Origin of the sequence: Micromonospora sp. NPDC048063, from assembly GCF_043202855.1 — a bacterium.
In the GTDB taxonomy this organism is placed as follows: domain Bacteria; phylum Actinomycetota; class Actinomycetes; order Mycobacteriales; family Micromonosporaceae; genus Micromonospora.
In genome coordinates, this window is the sequence record NZ_JBIDBG010000003.1 from 301,728 (window position 1) to 317,077 (window position 15,350).

A 15,350-nucleotide genomic window follows, 5' to 3' on the forward strand; every position below is an offset into this window, starting at 1 on the left:
AAAACGGCCCGACGGGCGGTCATCTGGCGTCTGATCGCACCTAGGTGCCGGCCCACCTCCGGCGCGCGCCGCTGCCACCTCGACCGGGAGTGCGGGTGCTCGTACTGCTGATCCTCCACCTCGTGGCGGCCCTCCTGGCGCCGCTGCTGGTCCGGCGGTGGGGTCCGCGTGCCTGCTACGCGCTGGCGCTGGCGCCGGCCGCCGCCGTCGGCTGGGCGCTGGCCCGCACGCCGGCCGTCCGCGACGGCGGGGCGGTGGTGGAGACGTACCCGTGGATCCGGCAGCTCGGGCTCGACCTGGCGCTGCGGCTGACCACCCTGTCCTGGCTGATGACCCTGCTCGTCGGCGGCGTCGGCGCGCTGGTCCTCGTCTACAGCGCCCGCTACTTCGGCCCCGGGTCGGTCGGGATGGTCCGGTTCGCGGCCGTGCTGGTGGCCTTCGCCGGGGCGATGCTCGGGCTCGTCCTCGCCGACGACCTGCTGCTGCTCTACGTCTGCTGGGAGCTGACCACGATCTTCTCGTACCTGCTGATCGGGCACAGCACGGAGCGGCGTGCCAGCCGCTGGGCGGCCGCCCAGGCGCTGACCGTGACCACCCTCGGCGGGCTGGCCATGCTGGTCGGGTTCATCATGCTCGGCCACCACGCCGGCAGCTACCGGTGGTCCGAGATCGCTGCCGGTTCGCTGCCCGGCGGGGCGTACCTGGTCACGGCGGTGCTGCTGATCCTGGCCGGGGCGCTGTCCAAGTCGGCGGTGCTGCCGTTCAGCTCCTGGCTGCCGGTGGCGATGGCGGCCCCCACACCGGTGAGCGCGTACCTGCACGCCGCCGCGATGGTGAAGGCCGGCGTCTACCTGATCGGGCTGCTCGCCCCGGTGCTGGCGGACGTCGGCCCGTGGCGGCCGGTGGTGGTGGTCGCCGGCCTGGCGACCATGCTGGCGGGCGGCTGGGCGGCGCTGCGGCAGACCGACCTGAAGCTGCTGCTGGCGTACGGCACGGTCAGCCAGCTCGGCCTGCTCGCCGTGGTCGTCGGGGCGGGCACCCCGGACGCCGCGCTGGCCGGCGTGGCCATGCTGCTGGCCCACGCCCTGTTCAAGGCGGCGCTGTTCCTCGTCGTCGGCATCGTCGACCACGGCGCCGGCACCCGCGACCTGCGGGAGTTGTCCGGCCTGGGCCGGCGGGCCCCACTGCTGGCCACCGTCGCGGTGCTCGCCGCCGCGTCGATGGCCGGCCTGCCGCCGCTGGTCGGCTTCGTCGCGAAGGAGGCCGTGCTGGCCGCCTTCACCGACCGGCCGGTGGTGCTCGCCGTGCTGGTGGCCGGCACCGCGCTCACCGTTGCCTACAGCGCCCGGTTCGTCTGGGGCGCGTTCGCCACCCGGCCCGGCGTGGAGCCGTCCGACCCGGGGCGGATCGCCGTGCCGATGCTCGCCCCGCCGGCCCTGCTGGCCGTCCTCGGGCTGGTCGCCGGCCCGGCCGCCGGGATCCTCGACGGCCTGCTCGCCCCGTACGCCGAACTCTTCGGCACGGTCGGCGGGCACCTGGCGCTGTGGCACGGCCTCAGCCCCGCGCTCGGCTTCTCCGCCCTCGCCGTGGCCGGCGGCGCGGCGCTGCACGCGCTGCGCGGCCCCCTCGCCCCGGCGCTGGCCCGGCTGCACGTCCCGGTCAGCGGCAACCAGGGGTACGAGTGGGTCATCGGCCGGTTCGACCGGCTGGCCATCGAGGTCACCAGCGTCACCCAGCGGGGTTCGCTGCCGCAGTACCTCGGGATCATCCTGCTCGCCCTCACGGTGCTGCCCGGTGGGGCGATGCTGGCCACCCGGCCGTGGCGGGACCGGATCGACCTCTGGGACAGCCCGTTGCAGGTCGTGGTGGTGGCCGTGGTGACCGTGGCGGCGGTGCTCGGGGTGGGCGCCCGGCGACGGCTGACGGCGATGCTGCTGGTGGGGATGACGGGCTACGGCAGCGCGATGCTCTTCGTGCTCTACGGCGCGCCGGACCTGGCGCTGACGCAGTTCCTCGTGGAGACCGCGACCATCGCGGTGTTCGTGCTGGTGCTGCGCCGGCTGCCCGAGCGGTTCTCGGCCCGCCCGCGCCGGCGCCGCTGGATGCGCCGGGCGATCGGCGTGGCGGCCGGCGTGGTGGCGGCCGGGCTGGCGCTGACCGCCGCGGCGGCCCGGAACGCGCCCACCATCTCCGACGCCTTCCCCGACCTCGCCGTCAGCCAGGGGTACGGCCGCAACGTGGTCAACGTGACCCTCGTCGACATCCGGGCCTGGGACACGATGGGGGAGCTGGCGGTGCTGGTGGTGGCCGCGACCGGCGTGGCCAGCCTGATCTTCCAGCGGTCCCGGACGGGGCCGCGTCCCCGCCGTCCCGAGCCGTCCGGTCCGGCGCGCCGGCCGGGCCGCCCGGTCTGGCTGCGCGGCGGCGCGACCCTGCACGAGCGGCGGCGTTCCATCGTGCTCGAGGTGGTCACCCGGCTGATCTTCCACACCGTGGTGGTCTTCTCCCTGTTCCTGCTCTTCTCCGGCCACAACGCCCCGGGCGGCGGGTTCGCCGGCGGCCTGGTGGCGAGCCTGGCGCTGGTCGTGCGCTACCTGGCCGGCGGCCGCGACGAGCTGGCCGAGGCCGCGCCGGTCGGCGCCGGCACGGTGCTCGGCGCCGGCCTCCTCGTCTCGATCGGCACCGGGGTGGTCGCGCTGCTCGCGGGCGGATCGGTGCTCGAGAGCGCCCGGATCGACCTGTGGCTGCCGCTGATCGGCGACTTCTACCTGGTCACGTCCCTCTTCTTCGACGTCGGGGTCTACCTCGTCGTGGTCGGGCTGGTGCTGGACATCCTGCGCAGTCTCGGCGCCGAGGTGGACCGGCACATCGAGGCGGCCAGCGCGTCCGGCGGCGGGCTGCGCGTCGACCGCAGCGGGGAGCGGACGTGAGGCCGGGGGTGGAGGGACCGACCCTGGTGCTGGTCGTCGCCGTCGGCGTGCTGGTCGGCTGCGGGGTCACCCTGCTGCTGGAGCGCAGCCTGACCCGGATCCTGCTCGGCGTCATCCTGCTCGGCAACGGGGTCAACGCGCTCATCCTGATGGGTGGGCGGGCGGGCGCCGCCCCGGTGGTCGGCGCCGCGCCCGCCGGCCGGCTGAGTGACGCGCTGCCGCAGGCCATGATCCTCACCGCGATCGTGATCACCTTCGGGCTGACCGCGTTCCTGCTGGCCGTGAGCTATCGCAGCTGGTACCTGACCGGCGACGACGAGGTCCCCGACGACATCGAGGACCGGCAGATCAGGCGGGCGGCGGAGCGCAACGAGGTGGCCACCGCCGACCTCGGCGGCGAGGGCCCGGACGCCGACCCCGAGCAGGTCGACCCCGAGCTGCCGCGCCGGCTCCGGCCCGGGGACGGTCCCGGATGACCGGGTACGCGGACGGGATCGTCCCGTGAACGCCCTCGTGCCGCTGCCGGTGGTGGTGCCGCTGCTGGGCGCGGCGCTGACCCTGCTGCTGGCCCGGTGGCCGGGGCTGCAACGGGTGGTCAGCGTGGCCTGCCTCGCCGGCACGCTGGCGGTGGCGGCGCTGCTGCTAATGCAGGCGTACCGGCACGGGCCGGTGGTGGTGCAGGTCGGCGGGTGGCCGGCACCGGTGGGCATCGTGCTGGTCGCCGACCAGTTGGCCGCGCTGATGCTGGTGGTCTCGTCGGCGGTGACGCTGTGCGTGCTGCTCTACTCCGTCGGGCAGGGCCAGGGGGACTTCGGCGAGACCGTCCCCGTGACCATCTACCACCCCACCTACCTGGTGCTGACCGCCGGCGTGACGAACGCGTTCCTCGCGGGCGACCTGTTCAACCTCTTCGTCGGGTTCGAGATCCTGCTGGCCGCGAGCTTCGTGCTGATCACCCTCGGCGGCACCGAGACGCGGATCCGCACCGGCTCGACGTACGTGGTGGTCAGCATCCTCTCCTCGATGCTGTTCCTCACCGCGGTGGGCCTCGTGTACGCGGCCACCGGCACGCTGAACATGGCCCAGCTCGCCCACCGGCTGGACGCCCTGCCGGACGGCGTACGGCTCAGTCTGCAGCTGATGCTGCTGCTCGCCTTCGGGGTCAAGGCGGCGGTCTTCCCGCTCTCGGCGTGGCTGCCGGACAGCTATCCGACCGCACCGGCCCCGGTCACGGCGGTCTTCGCCGGCCTGCTCACCAAGGTCGGCGTCTACGCGATCATCCGGACCGAGACGCTGCTCTTCCCCGACGGCCAGGTGGCCGGGCTGCTGATGGTGGTGGCCGGGCTGACCATGGTGGTCGGCATCCTCGGCGCGGTGGCCCAGTCCGACATGAAGCGGCTCTTCTCGTTCACCCTGGTCAGCCACATCGGCTACATGATCTTCGGGGTGGCGCTGAGCACCGTGGCCGGGCTGTCCGGCGCGATCTTCTACGTGGTGCACCACATCACCATCCAGACCACGCTGTTCCTGGTCGCCGGGCTGGTCGAGGAGCGGGCGGGCAGCACCGACCTGCGCCGCCTCGGCGGGCTGGCCCGGGTGGCGCCGTTGCTCGGGATGCTCTTCTTCGTGCCGGCCATGAACCTCGCCGGCGTGCCGCCGTTCTCCGGGTTCCTCGGCAAGCTCGGCCTGCTCCAGGCCGGGGTGGCGGCCGGCGGCCCGCTGCCCGGCGCGCTGGTCGCGGCCGGCGCCGTGACCAGCCTGCTCACCCTCTACGTGGCCTCGCGGGTGTGGAACATCGCCTTCTGGCGCGCCCCCCGGCTGGCCACCGCCGAGCCGGCGGTCCGGCTCCCCCGGCTGATGGTCGGCGCGACGGTCGCGCTGGTCGCGCTGGGGCTGGTGCTGACCGTCGTCGCCGGGCCGCTCTTCGACGTCACCGCCGACGCGGCCGTCGACCTGCGCGAACGCACCCCGTACATCCGTTCCGTGCTGCCCGGCGGCGCCCCGTGAACCCGGAGTCCGGCGCGCCGCCGCGGGAGCGGGCGGTGCGGTGGCGGGACCAGCTGATCGCCCTCGGCTGGCTGGTGCTGGTCTGGAGCCTGCTCTGGGGCGAGTTCTCCTGGGGCAACCTGGTCGGCGGGGTACTGGTGGCCGGGGCGGTGCTGCTGTTCTTCCCGCTGCCGCCGGTCACCTTCGGCGGGCGGCTGCGCCCCGGGCCGCTGCTGGTCTTCCTGGTGCGTTTCGTCGGCGAGCTGGTCAGCGCCAGCCTGCACGTCGCCCGGATCGCGGTGCAGCCGGGCTACCGGCCGCGGGGCGCGATCATCGCGGTCCGGCTGCGCGTGCGTACCGACCTGAATCTGGCGCTCACCGCCGAGGCGGTCTCGTTGGTGCCGGGCACCCTGATCGTCGAGGTGGACCGGGACGCCGGGGTCCTCTACGTGCACGTGCTCGACGTCCACGGCCCGCAGGACCTGACCGACAGCCGGGAGCGGATCCTCGCCGTCGAGCGGCGGATCGTCCGGGCGGTGGGCTCCGCCGTGGAGCTGCGCCAGGTGGCCACCGATCCCGTCGAGAGGGGCTCTGAACCGTGACCGCGTTCCTCGTCGTCGTCCTCACCGTCCTGTTCTCGGTGACCGCGCTGCTCGCGCTGGCCCGGCTCTACCGGGGGCCGTCCCTGATCGACCGCGTGGTCGCCGCCGACATGCTGCTCGCCACCATGGTCGGCGCCGTCGGCGCCGAGGCGGCGGTGAACCGCCACGCCACCACCCTGCCGGTGCTGGTGGTGCTCTCCCTGCTCGGCTTCGTCGGCTCGGTGTCGCTGGTCCGCTTCGCCGCCCGCGAGAAGGAGGAGGGGTGATGTTCGGCACCGTCGCCGACTGGGTCGGCGCCGGCTGCCTGGTGGCCGGCGCGCTGCTGAGTCTCGCCGCCGGCATCGGGGTGCTGCGCTTCCCGGCCACGCTGGACCGGATGCACGCGGCCACCAAGCCGCAGGTGCTCGGGGTGCTGCTCCTGCTGCTCGGCCTGGCCCTGCGGCTGCGCGCCCCGGCCGACCTGGGCATGGTGGCCCTGGTCGGGATCTTCCAGCTGGCGACCGCTCCGGTGGCCGCGCAGATGATCGGCCGGGCCGCCTACCGCGCCGGCCGGGTGGACCCTGACCTCCTCGACGCCGACGAGCTCGCCGACCGCTGACGTGCGCCGTCCGCACCGCCGGGGCCGCGGGCGTCCCAATTCGGGGAATGCGGCGATTCTGAGTCTTGCGTCTTGCCGGGTGGCCGGTCCCGCTGCACGCTTCGCAATGATGGTTATCGATCGATGGCCGTCCCCGGTGACCACCCACCCGGCGGGAGCCGGACCCCGCCCCCCACCCGGAGGACCCATGAGACCTCGTACCCCCCGCTCCGCCTGGCTGGCCGTGGTGGCCGTGGCGGCGGCGGTCGTGACCGCCTCCTCGGCGACCGTCGCGCCCACCGGAGCGGCCGGCGCCGCCGCCCCGGCCGCTCCCGCCGCTCCCGCCGCCCGTGCCGGCGGGTCCGCGGCGCTGGCCGCGCCCGACGTCCCGCTGGCCAACGTGAAGGCACACCTGTCCCAGTTCCAGTCCATCGCCACCGCCAACGGCGGCAACCGGGCGCACGGCCGCCCCGGCTACCTCGCCTCCGTCAACTACGTCAAAGGCCAGCTCGACGCGGCCGGGTTCAGCACCGTGGTGCAGTCGTTCACCTACAACGGCGCCACCGGCTACAACCTGATCGCCGACTGGCCCGGCGGCGACCCGAACCAGGTGGTCATGACCGGGGCGCACCTGGACAGCGTCTCCGCCGGTCCCGGCATCAACGACAACGGCTCCGGCTCCGCGGCGATCCTGGAGACCGCCCTCGCGGTGGCCCGCAGCGGCCTCACCCCCACGAAGCACCTGCGCTTCGGTTGGTGGGGCGCCGAGGAACTGGGGCTGCGCGGCTCGCAGTACTACGTGAACAACCTGCCGTCGACCGAGCGCACCAAGATCAAGCAGTACCTCAACTTCGACATGGTCGGCTCGCCCAACGCCGGTTACTTCGTCTACGACGGCGACAACTCCGACGGGGTGGGCTCCGGGCCGGGCCCGGCCGGCTCGGCGCAGATCGAGCAGACCATCCAGGCGTACTTCACCTCGATCGGCGTGCCCACCCGGGGCACCGACTTCGACGGCCGCAGCGACTACGGGCCGTTCATCAACGTCGGCATCCCGGCCGGCGGCACCTTCACCGGGGCCGAGGGGATCAAGTCCAGCACCCACGCCTCGCTCTGGGGCGGCACGGCCGGCCAGGCGTTCGACCCGTGCTACCACCGGTCCTGCGACACCACCGCCAACATCAACGACACCGCGCTGGACCGCAACGCCGACGCGATCGCGTACACGGTCTGGGCGCTGGCCGGGGCCGGGGCCCCGCCGGGCAGCACGGTCTGGAGCGACACCTTCGAGACCGCGACCGGATGGACCGCGAACCCGGCCGGCACCGACACCGCCACCCTCGGCCGGTGGGAGCGCGGCGACCCCGCGGCCACCAGCTCCGGCGTGGCCACCCAGCTCGGCACGACCGTCAGCGGCAGCTACGACCTGGTCACCGGGCCGCTCGCCGGCAGCAGCGCCGGGGCGTACGACCTCGACGGCGGGGTGAGCACCATCCAGTCGCCGGCGATCACGCTGCCGTCGACCGGCACGCTGAACCTCTCGTTCTCCTGGTACCTGGCCCACCTGAACAACGCCAGCAGCGCCGACTACCTGCGCGTACGGGTGGTGGGCAGCGGCACCGTCACGGCGCTGAACGCGACCGGGGCCGCGACCGACCGGGCGGCGGCCTGGCAGAGCGCCGGCGTCGACGTCTCGGCCCTGCGGGGACAGACCGTACGGATCGTCGTCGACGCGGCGGATGCCGGCGGCGCCAGCCTCGTCGAGGCGGCCGTGGACGACGTGCGGATCACCCAGAGCTGAGCCGGCACGGCCCCGCCCCCTGTCCACGCCGGGTGACGGCCCCCTGTCCACGCCGGGTAACCGGACGACAGGGGGCCTTCGACGCACCTTCAGCGGGCGTACAGCCGGCGCGGATAAAATGGCTGCATGATCGACTCCTCTGCCCAGGAGGGCAGCAGTAGCCAGCCGGGTCCTGCCCGGCGTATCCCGACCCCGATGTCCCCGGGAGCCCTGAGCGACCCGTGTTGATCGTCGTTGGTCTCCTCTTCATCATCGTGCTCACCGCCGCCACCGGTTACTTCGTGGCCCAGGAGTTCGGTTACGTCGCCGTCGACCGGGGCAGGCTCAAGCAGCTCGCCGACGACGGCGACAAGGCCGCCGCCCGGGCCCTGGAAGTGACCGGACGGCTGTCGTTCATGCTCTCCGGCGCGCAGCTCGGCATCACCGTCACCGCCCTGCTGGTCGGTTACGTCGCCGAGCCGTTCCTCGGCGCCGGGCTGGCCGAACTCCTCGGCGTGGCCGGCGTCTCCACGGCGGTCAGCCTGCCGCTCTCGGTCGCCCTGGCCCTGGTCATCGCGACCGTGGTGCAGATGGTCCTGGGCGAGCTGGCCCCGAAGAACCTCGCCATCGCCCGGGCCGAACCGCTGGCCAAGGCCCTGAGCCGCTCCACCCTGATGTATCTCAAGGTGGCTGGTCCGCTGATCAAGCTCTTCGACCGCGCCGCGGTGCGGCTGCTCCGCCGCGTCGGCATCGAGCCGATCGAGGAGCTGCCCAGCGGCGCCACCCCGGAGGACCTGGAACAGATCATCGCCGAGTCCCGCCAGGAGGGGCACCTGACCGCCGAGATGTCCACGCTGCTCGACCGGGGGCTCGACTTCCGCGAGCTGACCGCGGGCGAGGCCATGGTGCCCCGCGTCGACGTGCACACCGTACGCGCGCACGAGCCGGTCAGCCGGGTGGTGGAGCTGCTGGACACCGGCAAGTCCCGCTTCCCCGTGCGCGGCGCGGAGGGCGTCGACGACCTGATCGGCGTCATCGGCATCGCCGACGTGCTCGGGGTGCCCCCCGAGCGGCGCGCGACCACCCCGGTCAGCGCGGTCGCCGGCCCGCCGCTGCTGGTGCCGGAGACGCTGCCGCTGCCGACCGTGCTGGACCGACTCCGCTCCGGCCACCGGCAGCTCGCCTGCGTGGTCGACGAGTACGGCGGCTTCGCCGGCGTGATCACGCTGGAGGACATCGCCGAGGAGCTGGTCGGCCCGATCCGGGACGAGGACGACCCGCCCGAGCGGGCCCCGGCCCGGCAGGAGGACGGCTCCTGGGTGGTGCCCGCGCGCTGGCGCATCGACGAGGTCGCCGACAGCACCGGCATCGAGCTGCCCGAGGCCCCGGAGTACGACACCCTCTCCGGCCTGGTCATGCGGGAGCTGGGCCGGGTGCCCGAGGTCGGTGACCGGCTGGAGATCAGCCTGCTAGCCGACGGCGAGGACGGCGCGGTCGAGCCGCGCGCCCTGGTCGAGGTGCTGGCCGTCGACCGGCACGTGGCCGATTCGGTCCGGCTGCGGCTCGCCGAGTCCCGGGAGGTGTCCGAGTGAGTCCGGGCATAGCGCTGTTCACGTCGGTGATCCTGCTGGCGCTGAACGGCTTCTTCGTGGCCGCCGAGTTCGCCCTGGTGGCCAGCAAGCGCTACCGCCTGGAGCAGGCGGCGGCCGGTGGCGGCCGGGCCGCCCGGGCCGCCCTGGAGGGCGTACGCGAGCTGTCGCTGATGCTCGCCGGCGCGCAGCTCGGCATCACGCTGTGCACCCTGGGGCTCGGTGCGCTCGCCGAGCCGGCGATCGAGCACCTGCTCAGCCCGCTGCTACACGCGGTCGGGCTGCCGGACGCCGCGAGCCACGCGGTCGCGTTGGTCTTCGCCCTCAGCCTGGTCACCTTCCTGCACCTGGTGGTCGGCGAGATGGCGCCGAAGTCCTGGGCGATCACCGACGCCGAGCGCTCGGCGATGCTGCTGGCGTTGCCGTTCCGCGCCTTCGCGCGGGTCGCCCGGCCGGTGCTGTCGGTGATGAACGCCCTGGCCAACGCGATGCTGCGGCTCGTCAAGGTCAACCCGCAGGACCAGCTCGCCCAGGTGCACGGCCCCGACGAGCTGCGCATCCTGCTGGAGCAGTCCCGCGAGCACGGGCTGCTCGGCGTCGAGCAGCACCAGTTGCTGACCAGCATGCTGGAATTGCAGGGCACCACGGTGGCCCAGGTGATGGAGCCGTTCCACCAGATGGTGACGGTCCGCCGGGACGAGGACGCCGCCCGGATCGAGCAGGTCAGCCGGGACAGCGGCCGGTCGCGGCTGGCCGTGCTGGACGCGAACGGCGACGTCTGCGGCCTCGTCCACGTCCGGGAGGCGGTGCGGGCCACCACCACGGGCCGCAGCGTCACCGCCGGCGACCTGATGACCAGCGCGTTCACCCTGCCCGCCGCGGCCACGGTGACCGACGCGGTGGCGGCGATGCGGGCCCGGCAGTCCCAGCTCGCGCTCGTGCGCAACGGCGGCGGCCCGACCCGGCCGATCGGGTTCGTCGCGCTGGAGGACCTCCTGGAGGAGGTCATCGGCGAGTTCGACGACGAGACCGACCCGGTGCCGCGCGGCCGACGCATGAGGTGAGACCCGCGGGCCGCCCCCGGGTGAGGTGTGGGGGCGGCCCGGCGTGGTCCGGCACGTCGGACCGTGCGGTCTTCGGCGAAGACCGCACGGACGTCCGCCAGGTCCGCGAGGCTGGAGGGACCGGGCCGGGTGCGCTCGTGCCGGTACCGGGTGGCGCTCGGGCCGGGGCCTGGTGACGCTCAGGTCGGTACCGGGTGGGACACGGGCCGGGGGCGGGTGGCGCACGGGCTGCGCGGGGTGACTCGCGCGCCCGATCGCGGCGAGGCCCGGTCCCCAGCGGGTCCGCCGGGGCGCGGGACGCGGACGGGGGAGTGCGGGTGCGGTTGACCGGGGTGTCGCCGGAGTCCGGGTGGACCGGGCTCTCCGTCCGCACCGCCCTGGCCAACCCGAGCACCCGCCCCGGGCTGCGGCTGCCCGGGCGGGTCACGGTCATCGCCGGCTCGACCGACGTGCCGGTGCTGCACGTCCGGCTCGGCCTGGTCACCACGGCGGAGCCGGACGACCCGGAGGCGCCCCGCCGCCTGGTGCAGTTCCACCAGGCGACCCTCGCCGACGGCTTCGTGCTGCGGGCCGGGCGGGGCCGCACGATCCCGTTCGAGTTCCCGCTGCCCTGGGAGACCCCGGTGACCATCTTCGGCGGGGTACCCCTGCTCAGCCTGCGGATGGGGCTGCGCACCGAGGTGGCGGTCGAGCCGCAGCTCGACCAGGGCGCGATGGTGCCGGTCTTCGTGCACCCGCTACCCACCCAGGCGCACATCCTGGCCGCCCTCGACACGCTGGGCTTCAGCATGCGCCAGGCCGGCCTGGTCGACGCCCGGCTGCCGGGGGTGGAACAGACCCTGCCGCTGCACCAGCGGCTGGGATTCTGGGTGGCGCCGCTCTACGCCGGGCCGATCACCGAGCTGGAGCTGATCTTCATCGCCAACCCGGCCGGCCTGGAGGTCATCTTCTGGCTGGACCGGCGGCTGGCCCTGGCCGGGATCACCCACCAGAGCATCAGTCGCTTCCGGATCTGGCACGTCGGCGCCGACCGGCGGGACTGGGTGGCGACGGTGGACGGCTGGCTGCGCGCGGCGATCAACCGGCACGCCGCGGCCGCCGCGCACGCCGACTGGTCCGCGACCATCGCGGAGTCGGCGCACGTCAGCCGCCCGCCGGACGAGCCCACCCGCCCCGGTTTCGGCCTGGGCGGCACCGCCGGCGGAGCCGGCATCGGCGGCTCCGGCGACGGCACCTGACCCCCCGCCCACCCCCACCCCACCCCCGCCCACCCCCGCCCCACCCGCACTCCCGCCCCGCCCCACCCTCGCTCCCGCGATCTCGCACTTTTGTGTCCCGGTATATCGGACTTATCGCCCGTAACGAGGGCCGAAAGTGCAAGATCGCGGGAGGTCAGGCCGGGGAGGGCGGGGAGGGGAGAGGAGAGGGAGGGGAGGGGGAAGGGTCGGAAGGTCGGAAGGTCAGACGGTGGCGGTGGCGAGTTTCAGGCTGAAGCCGAGGAAGAGGGCGGCGACGCCGGTGGTGGCGCCGGCGGCGAGGCGGCGGCGCTGGCGGAACTGGGCCGCCAGGAAGGTCCCGGCGAAGATCAGCGCGGTCAGGTAGAGCGCGCTGGTGACCTGGGCGATCAGCCCGAGCAGGAGGAACGACAGCGCCGGCCACGCGTAGCCCGGATCGACGAACTGGATGAAGAACGAGACGAAGAACAGGATCGCCTTCGGGTTGAGCAGGCTGACCACGAGCGCCTTGCGGAACGGGCTGCGCATCGCCACCGGCTCCGCGGCGTCGATCAGCCGCGGCGTGGCCGGGTCGTTGCGGTCGCGCCAGCGCCGCCACGCGCCGCGCAGCATCGTCAACCCCACGTAGCCGAGGTACGCGGCGCCGGCGTACTTGATCACCAGGAAGAGTGGCGGGTACGCCTTGAGCAGCGACGCCACCCCGGCGGCGGAGAGGAACATCAGCACCCCGTCGCCGACGAAGACCCCGCCGGCGGCCCGGTAGCCGGCGGCCACACCGCGCTGCGCGGCGGTGGAGAGCACGAAGAGGGAGTTGGGCCCGGGCAACAGCACGATCGCCACGGTGCCCAGCACGTACGTCCAGATGTCGGTGATGCCCAGCACGCCCGACATCATCGGGCCACCGGTGCCGTCCGGCGAAGCCTTTCCCGCAGCGCGACCTGTGCGTTTGGCCACTCGTCGACGGTCATCGAATACTGCACGGTGTCCCGCCACGAGCCGTCCGGGCGGAGCTTGTGCATCCGCAGCACCCCCTCGCGGGACGCGCCGAGGCGCTCGATCGCCCGCTGGGAGCGCTCGTTGCGGATGTCGGTGTGCCAGACCACCCGCACCGCGCCCAGTTCCTCGAAGGCGCGGGTGAGCAGCAGCAGCTTCGCCTCGGTGTTGATCCCGGTGCGCCACCACGGCCGGCCCAGGAAGGTGTAGCCGATCGCGACCGACCGGCGCTCCGGGTCCACCTCGTAGTAGGAGGTGGTGCCGACCACCGCGCCGGTGACGGCGCAACGCTGCACCCACGGCACCCGCTCGCCCCGGCGGTGGGCGGCCAGCGCGGTGGCGACCACCTCGGCGGTGCCGGCGGGGTCGGCCGGCAGCGGGCTGCCCAGGTGCTGCCAGACCTCCGGATCGGCGGTCGCCGCGTGCAGCTCGTCGGCGTGCGCGAGGTCGAGGGGTTCCAGCACCACGTGCTCCCCGCGCAGCACTGCCGGTTCCAGCCACGGCGTGGGGGCCGGCCGCAGGTACGCCGGCACCGGCGCGGTCACCCCGGCGTCCGGCTCGGGCAGCCCGGCGGTGAGCCGCAGCGGCACCACCCCGGCCCAGTGCGGCAGGGCGAGGTCGGCCTCGTCGTCGCGTACGCCGCCGGTGCGGGCGCGGACGGAGACCTCCCGCAGCGGCAGGGCCAGCACGGCGGTCTCGGCCAGCTCCCGGCGCGACGGCGGTCGGCTGTCGGCGCTGCGCCCGGCACCGACCTTCTCCACCAGCGCGGTGAGCACCCGCGCCTTCTCCCGCTCGTCGGTGACCAGGTGCGCGGTGCCGTGCGCGACGACCGACCGGTAGTTGGCGCTGTGGTGGAACTGGGAGCGTGCGTAGACCAGGCCGTCGAGCAGGGTCACCGTGACGCAGACCGGCAGCCCGTCGCCCCGGGCGGCGAGCAGCGGCCGGCTGCCGGTGGATCCGTGCAGGTAGAGGGTGTCGCCGATGCGGACGTGCAGGGTGGGCAGCACCCGGGGTTCGCCGTCGACGGTGAACCCGAGCGCGCAGTGGTACGCCTCGTCGAGGACCGCGTGCGCGGCGTCGGCGTCGTAGCTCATCCGGTCCCGGGAGCGGCTGGCGGTGGTCCGGTCGGTGCGTGCGTACATGCTCCCGCCTTTGTTCTAGTACAATCTCTGATTTGTGTCAGCACGCTATCAGGTCACCGGCGCGACGGCCGCCGAGATTTCGGCCAGCATCGAGTCGGGCATCCGTTCCGCCGCCCTCGCCCCCGGCGCCGCCCTGCCGGCGGTGCGCGCGCTCGCCGCCCAGCTCGCGGTCAGCCCGGCCACCGTGGCCCGGGCCTATCAGGAGCTGCGCCAGCGGGGCCTGGTGGTCACCGCCGGCCGGCACGGCACCCGGGTCCGGCCCCGCCCGCCGGTGGCGGCCCGCCGCTCCGCGCTGCACCCGCCACCCGCCCCCGGCCTGCGCGACCTCTCCCTGGGCGAGCCCGACCCGCGGCTGCTGCCGCCGCTGGGGGCGCACCTGGCCGGGCTCGCGGCCGACGCCGGGCCGCCCGTCGGGTACTCGGCCGCCGGGGTGCTGCCCGAACTGGCCGAGGCGGCCCGCGAGCGGCTGGCCGTCGACGGCGTGCCGGCGGCGGAGCTGACCCTCACCGGCGGCGCCCTGGACGGCATCGAGCGGCTGCTCGGCGCGCACCTGCGCCCCGGCGACGCGGTCGCCGTTGAGGACCCGGGCTGGGCCAACCTGCTCGACCTGGTCGCCGCGCTCGGGCTGCGGCCGATCGGGGTGCCGGTCGACGACGACGGTCCGCTCGTCGAGGGCGTCCGGGCCGCGCTCGCCGCCGGGGCCCGGGCGCTGATCGTGACCAGCCGGGCGCAGAACCCCACCGGCGCGGCGGTCTCCGCCGGGCGGGCCGAGGAGCTGCGTACGCTGCTCGCCGGCCGGTCCGACCTGCTGCTGATCGAGGACGACCACGCCGCCGAGCTGGCCCGCGTACCGCTGCACCCGCTCGCCGGGGCGACCCCGACGTGGGCCTTCGTCCGCTCGGTGAGCAAGCCGCTCGGTCCCGACCTGCGGCTGGCCGTGCTGGTGGGGGACGAGACCACGGTGGCCCGGGTGGCCGGCCGGGCCCGGGTCGGCGCCGGCTGGGTCTCCACCGTGCTGCAACGGCTGGTGCTGTCGCTGTGGCGCGACCCGGCGGTGGCCGGGCTGGTGGACCGGGCCGCCGCCAGCTACGAGCGGCGGCGCGGGGCGCTGGTCGACGCGCTCGCCGGCCACGGCCTCGCCGCCCACGGGCGCAGCGGCATCAACGTGTGGCTGCCGGTGGCGGACGAGACCAGCGCGCTGACCGCACTGCGCGACGCCGGTTGGGCGGTCGCGCCCGGCGCGCTCTACCGGATCGCCGGCCCGCCGGGGCTGCGGATCACCGTCAGCTCGCTGGACGACGGCGAGGTGGCACCGCTCGCCGACGCCGTCGCCCGCGCCGTCCGGCCCGCCGTGTCCTCCGGTTTCACCGCATGACCCTCTGGCGGCGACCTGTCGGTGTGCCGGGCGCGGGCGTGACCGGACGCCGGGCGGGTAAGCGCGGTGCCGGAGGT

13 protein-coding genes are annotated in these 15,350 nt (G+C 74.6%); 11 read left to right on the forward strand and 2 right to left on the reverse strand.

Annotation, left to right across the window (positions count from 1 at the left end; all coding sequences use genetic code 11):
- Positions 1–95: 95 nt before the first annotated feature.
- The 10 genes from ACGFZ2_RS09770 (at position 96) to ACGFZ2_RS09815 (ending at position 11,766) form a co-directional block, all read left to right on the forward strand.
- A complete protein-coding gene (locus ACGFZ2_RS09770) occupies positions 96–2,930 on the forward strand; it encodes a Na+/H+ antiporter subunit A (protein WP_393451845.1) in 2,835 nt (944 codons plus the stop codon).
- Positions 2,927–3,406: a Na(+)/H(+) antiporter subunit C gene (locus ACGFZ2_RS09775; RefSeq protein ID WP_393265495.1), complete on the forward strand. Its 480-nt coding sequence runs from the start codon at positions 2,927–2,929 to the stop codon at positions 3,404–3,406. Before ACGFZ2_RS09770 ends, ACGFZ2_RS09775 begins: the two co-directional genes overlap by 4 nt.
- A gap of 25 nt (positions 3,407–3,431) precedes the next feature.
- On the forward strand, positions 3,432–4,937 hold the full coding sequence (locus ACGFZ2_RS09780) for a Na+/H+ antiporter subunit D (RefSeq protein ID WP_393451848.1): 1,506 nt from the start codon (positions 3,432–3,434) through the stop codon (positions 4,935–4,937).
- Entirely contained in the window at positions 4,934–5,518 is a 585-nt protein-coding gene (locus ACGFZ2_RS09785) for a Na+/H+ antiporter subunit E (RefSeq protein WP_393451851.1), read from the forward strand. Before ACGFZ2_RS09780 ends, ACGFZ2_RS09785 begins: the two co-directional genes overlap by 4 nt.
- The gene (locus tag ACGFZ2_RS09790) at positions 5,515–5,784 is read left to right on the forward strand and encodes a monovalent cation/H+ antiporter complex subunit F (protein WP_350705071.1); all 270 of its coding nucleotides are present in this window, start codon (positions 5,515–5,517) and stop codon (positions 5,782–5,784) included. The genes ACGFZ2_RS09785 and ACGFZ2_RS09790 overlap by 4 nt, the downstream gene beginning before the upstream one ends.
- Positions 5,784–6,116 carry a monovalent cation/H(+) antiporter subunit G gene (gene mnhG, locus ACGFZ2_RS09795; protein ID WP_357693777.1) on the forward strand — a complete coding sequence of 111 codons (333 nt, stop codon included), beginning with the start codon at positions 5,784–5,786 and terminating at the stop codon, positions 6,114–6,116. Before ACGFZ2_RS09790 ends, mnhG begins: the two co-directional genes overlap by 1 nt.
- Positions 6,117–6,303: 187 nt before the next feature.
- Positions 6,304–7,896, forward strand: a complete 1,593-nt coding sequence (locus tag ACGFZ2_RS09800) for a M28 family peptidase (protein ID WP_393451855.1) — start codon at positions 6,304–6,306, stop codon at positions 7,894–7,896.
- 221 nt (positions 7,897–8,117) lie between these two features.
- Complete coding sequence (locus ACGFZ2_RS09805; RefSeq protein WP_393451858.1) at positions 8,118–9,467, forward strand: hemolysin family protein; 1,350 nt, start codon at positions 8,118–8,120, stop codon at positions 9,465–9,467.
- Positions 9,464–10,528, forward strand: coding sequence for a hemolysin family protein (locus tag ACGFZ2_RS09810; RefSeq protein WP_393265479.1), 1,065 nt, complete (start codon positions 9,464–9,466; stop codon positions 10,526–10,528). The genes ACGFZ2_RS09805 and ACGFZ2_RS09810 overlap by 4 nt, the downstream gene beginning before the upstream one ends.
- Before the next feature lie 317 nt (positions 10,529–10,845).
- The gene (locus ACGFZ2_RS09815) at positions 10,846–11,766 is read left to right on the forward strand and encodes a sporulation protein (protein ID WP_357454126.1); all 921 of its coding nucleotides are present in this window, start codon (positions 10,846–10,848) and stop codon (positions 11,764–11,766) included.
- A 222-nt stretch (positions 11,767–11,988) separates the two neighbouring features.
- Here ACGFZ2_RS09815 and leuE read toward each other — a convergent pair whose 3' ends face one another.
- Both leuE and ACGFZ2_RS09825 read right to left on the reverse strand, forming a co-directional pair.
- A complete protein-coding gene (leuE, locus tag ACGFZ2_RS09820; protein ID WP_350705081.1) occupies positions 11,989–12,657 on the reverse strand; it encodes a leucine efflux protein LeuE in 669 nt (222 codons plus the stop codon).
- A complete protein-coding gene (locus ACGFZ2_RS09825; protein ID WP_393451861.1) occupies positions 12,654–13,898 on the reverse strand; it encodes a bifunctional pyridoxamine 5'-phosphate oxidase family protein/GNAT family N-acetyltransferase in 1,245 nt (414 codons plus the stop codon). The genes leuE and ACGFZ2_RS09825 overlap by 4 nt, the downstream gene beginning before the upstream one ends.
- A 34-nt stretch (positions 13,899–13,932) precedes the next feature.
- On the opposite strand from ACGFZ2_RS09825, the gene ACGFZ2_RS09830 reads away from it, so the two are divergent.
- The gene (locus tag ACGFZ2_RS09830; protein ID WP_393451864.1) at positions 13,933–15,273 is read left to right on the forward strand and encodes an aminotransferase class I/II-fold pyridoxal phosphate-dependent enzyme; all 1,341 of its coding nucleotides are present in this window, start codon (positions 13,933–13,935) and stop codon (positions 15,271–15,273) included.
- Positions 15,274–15,350 lie beyond the last annotated feature (77 nt).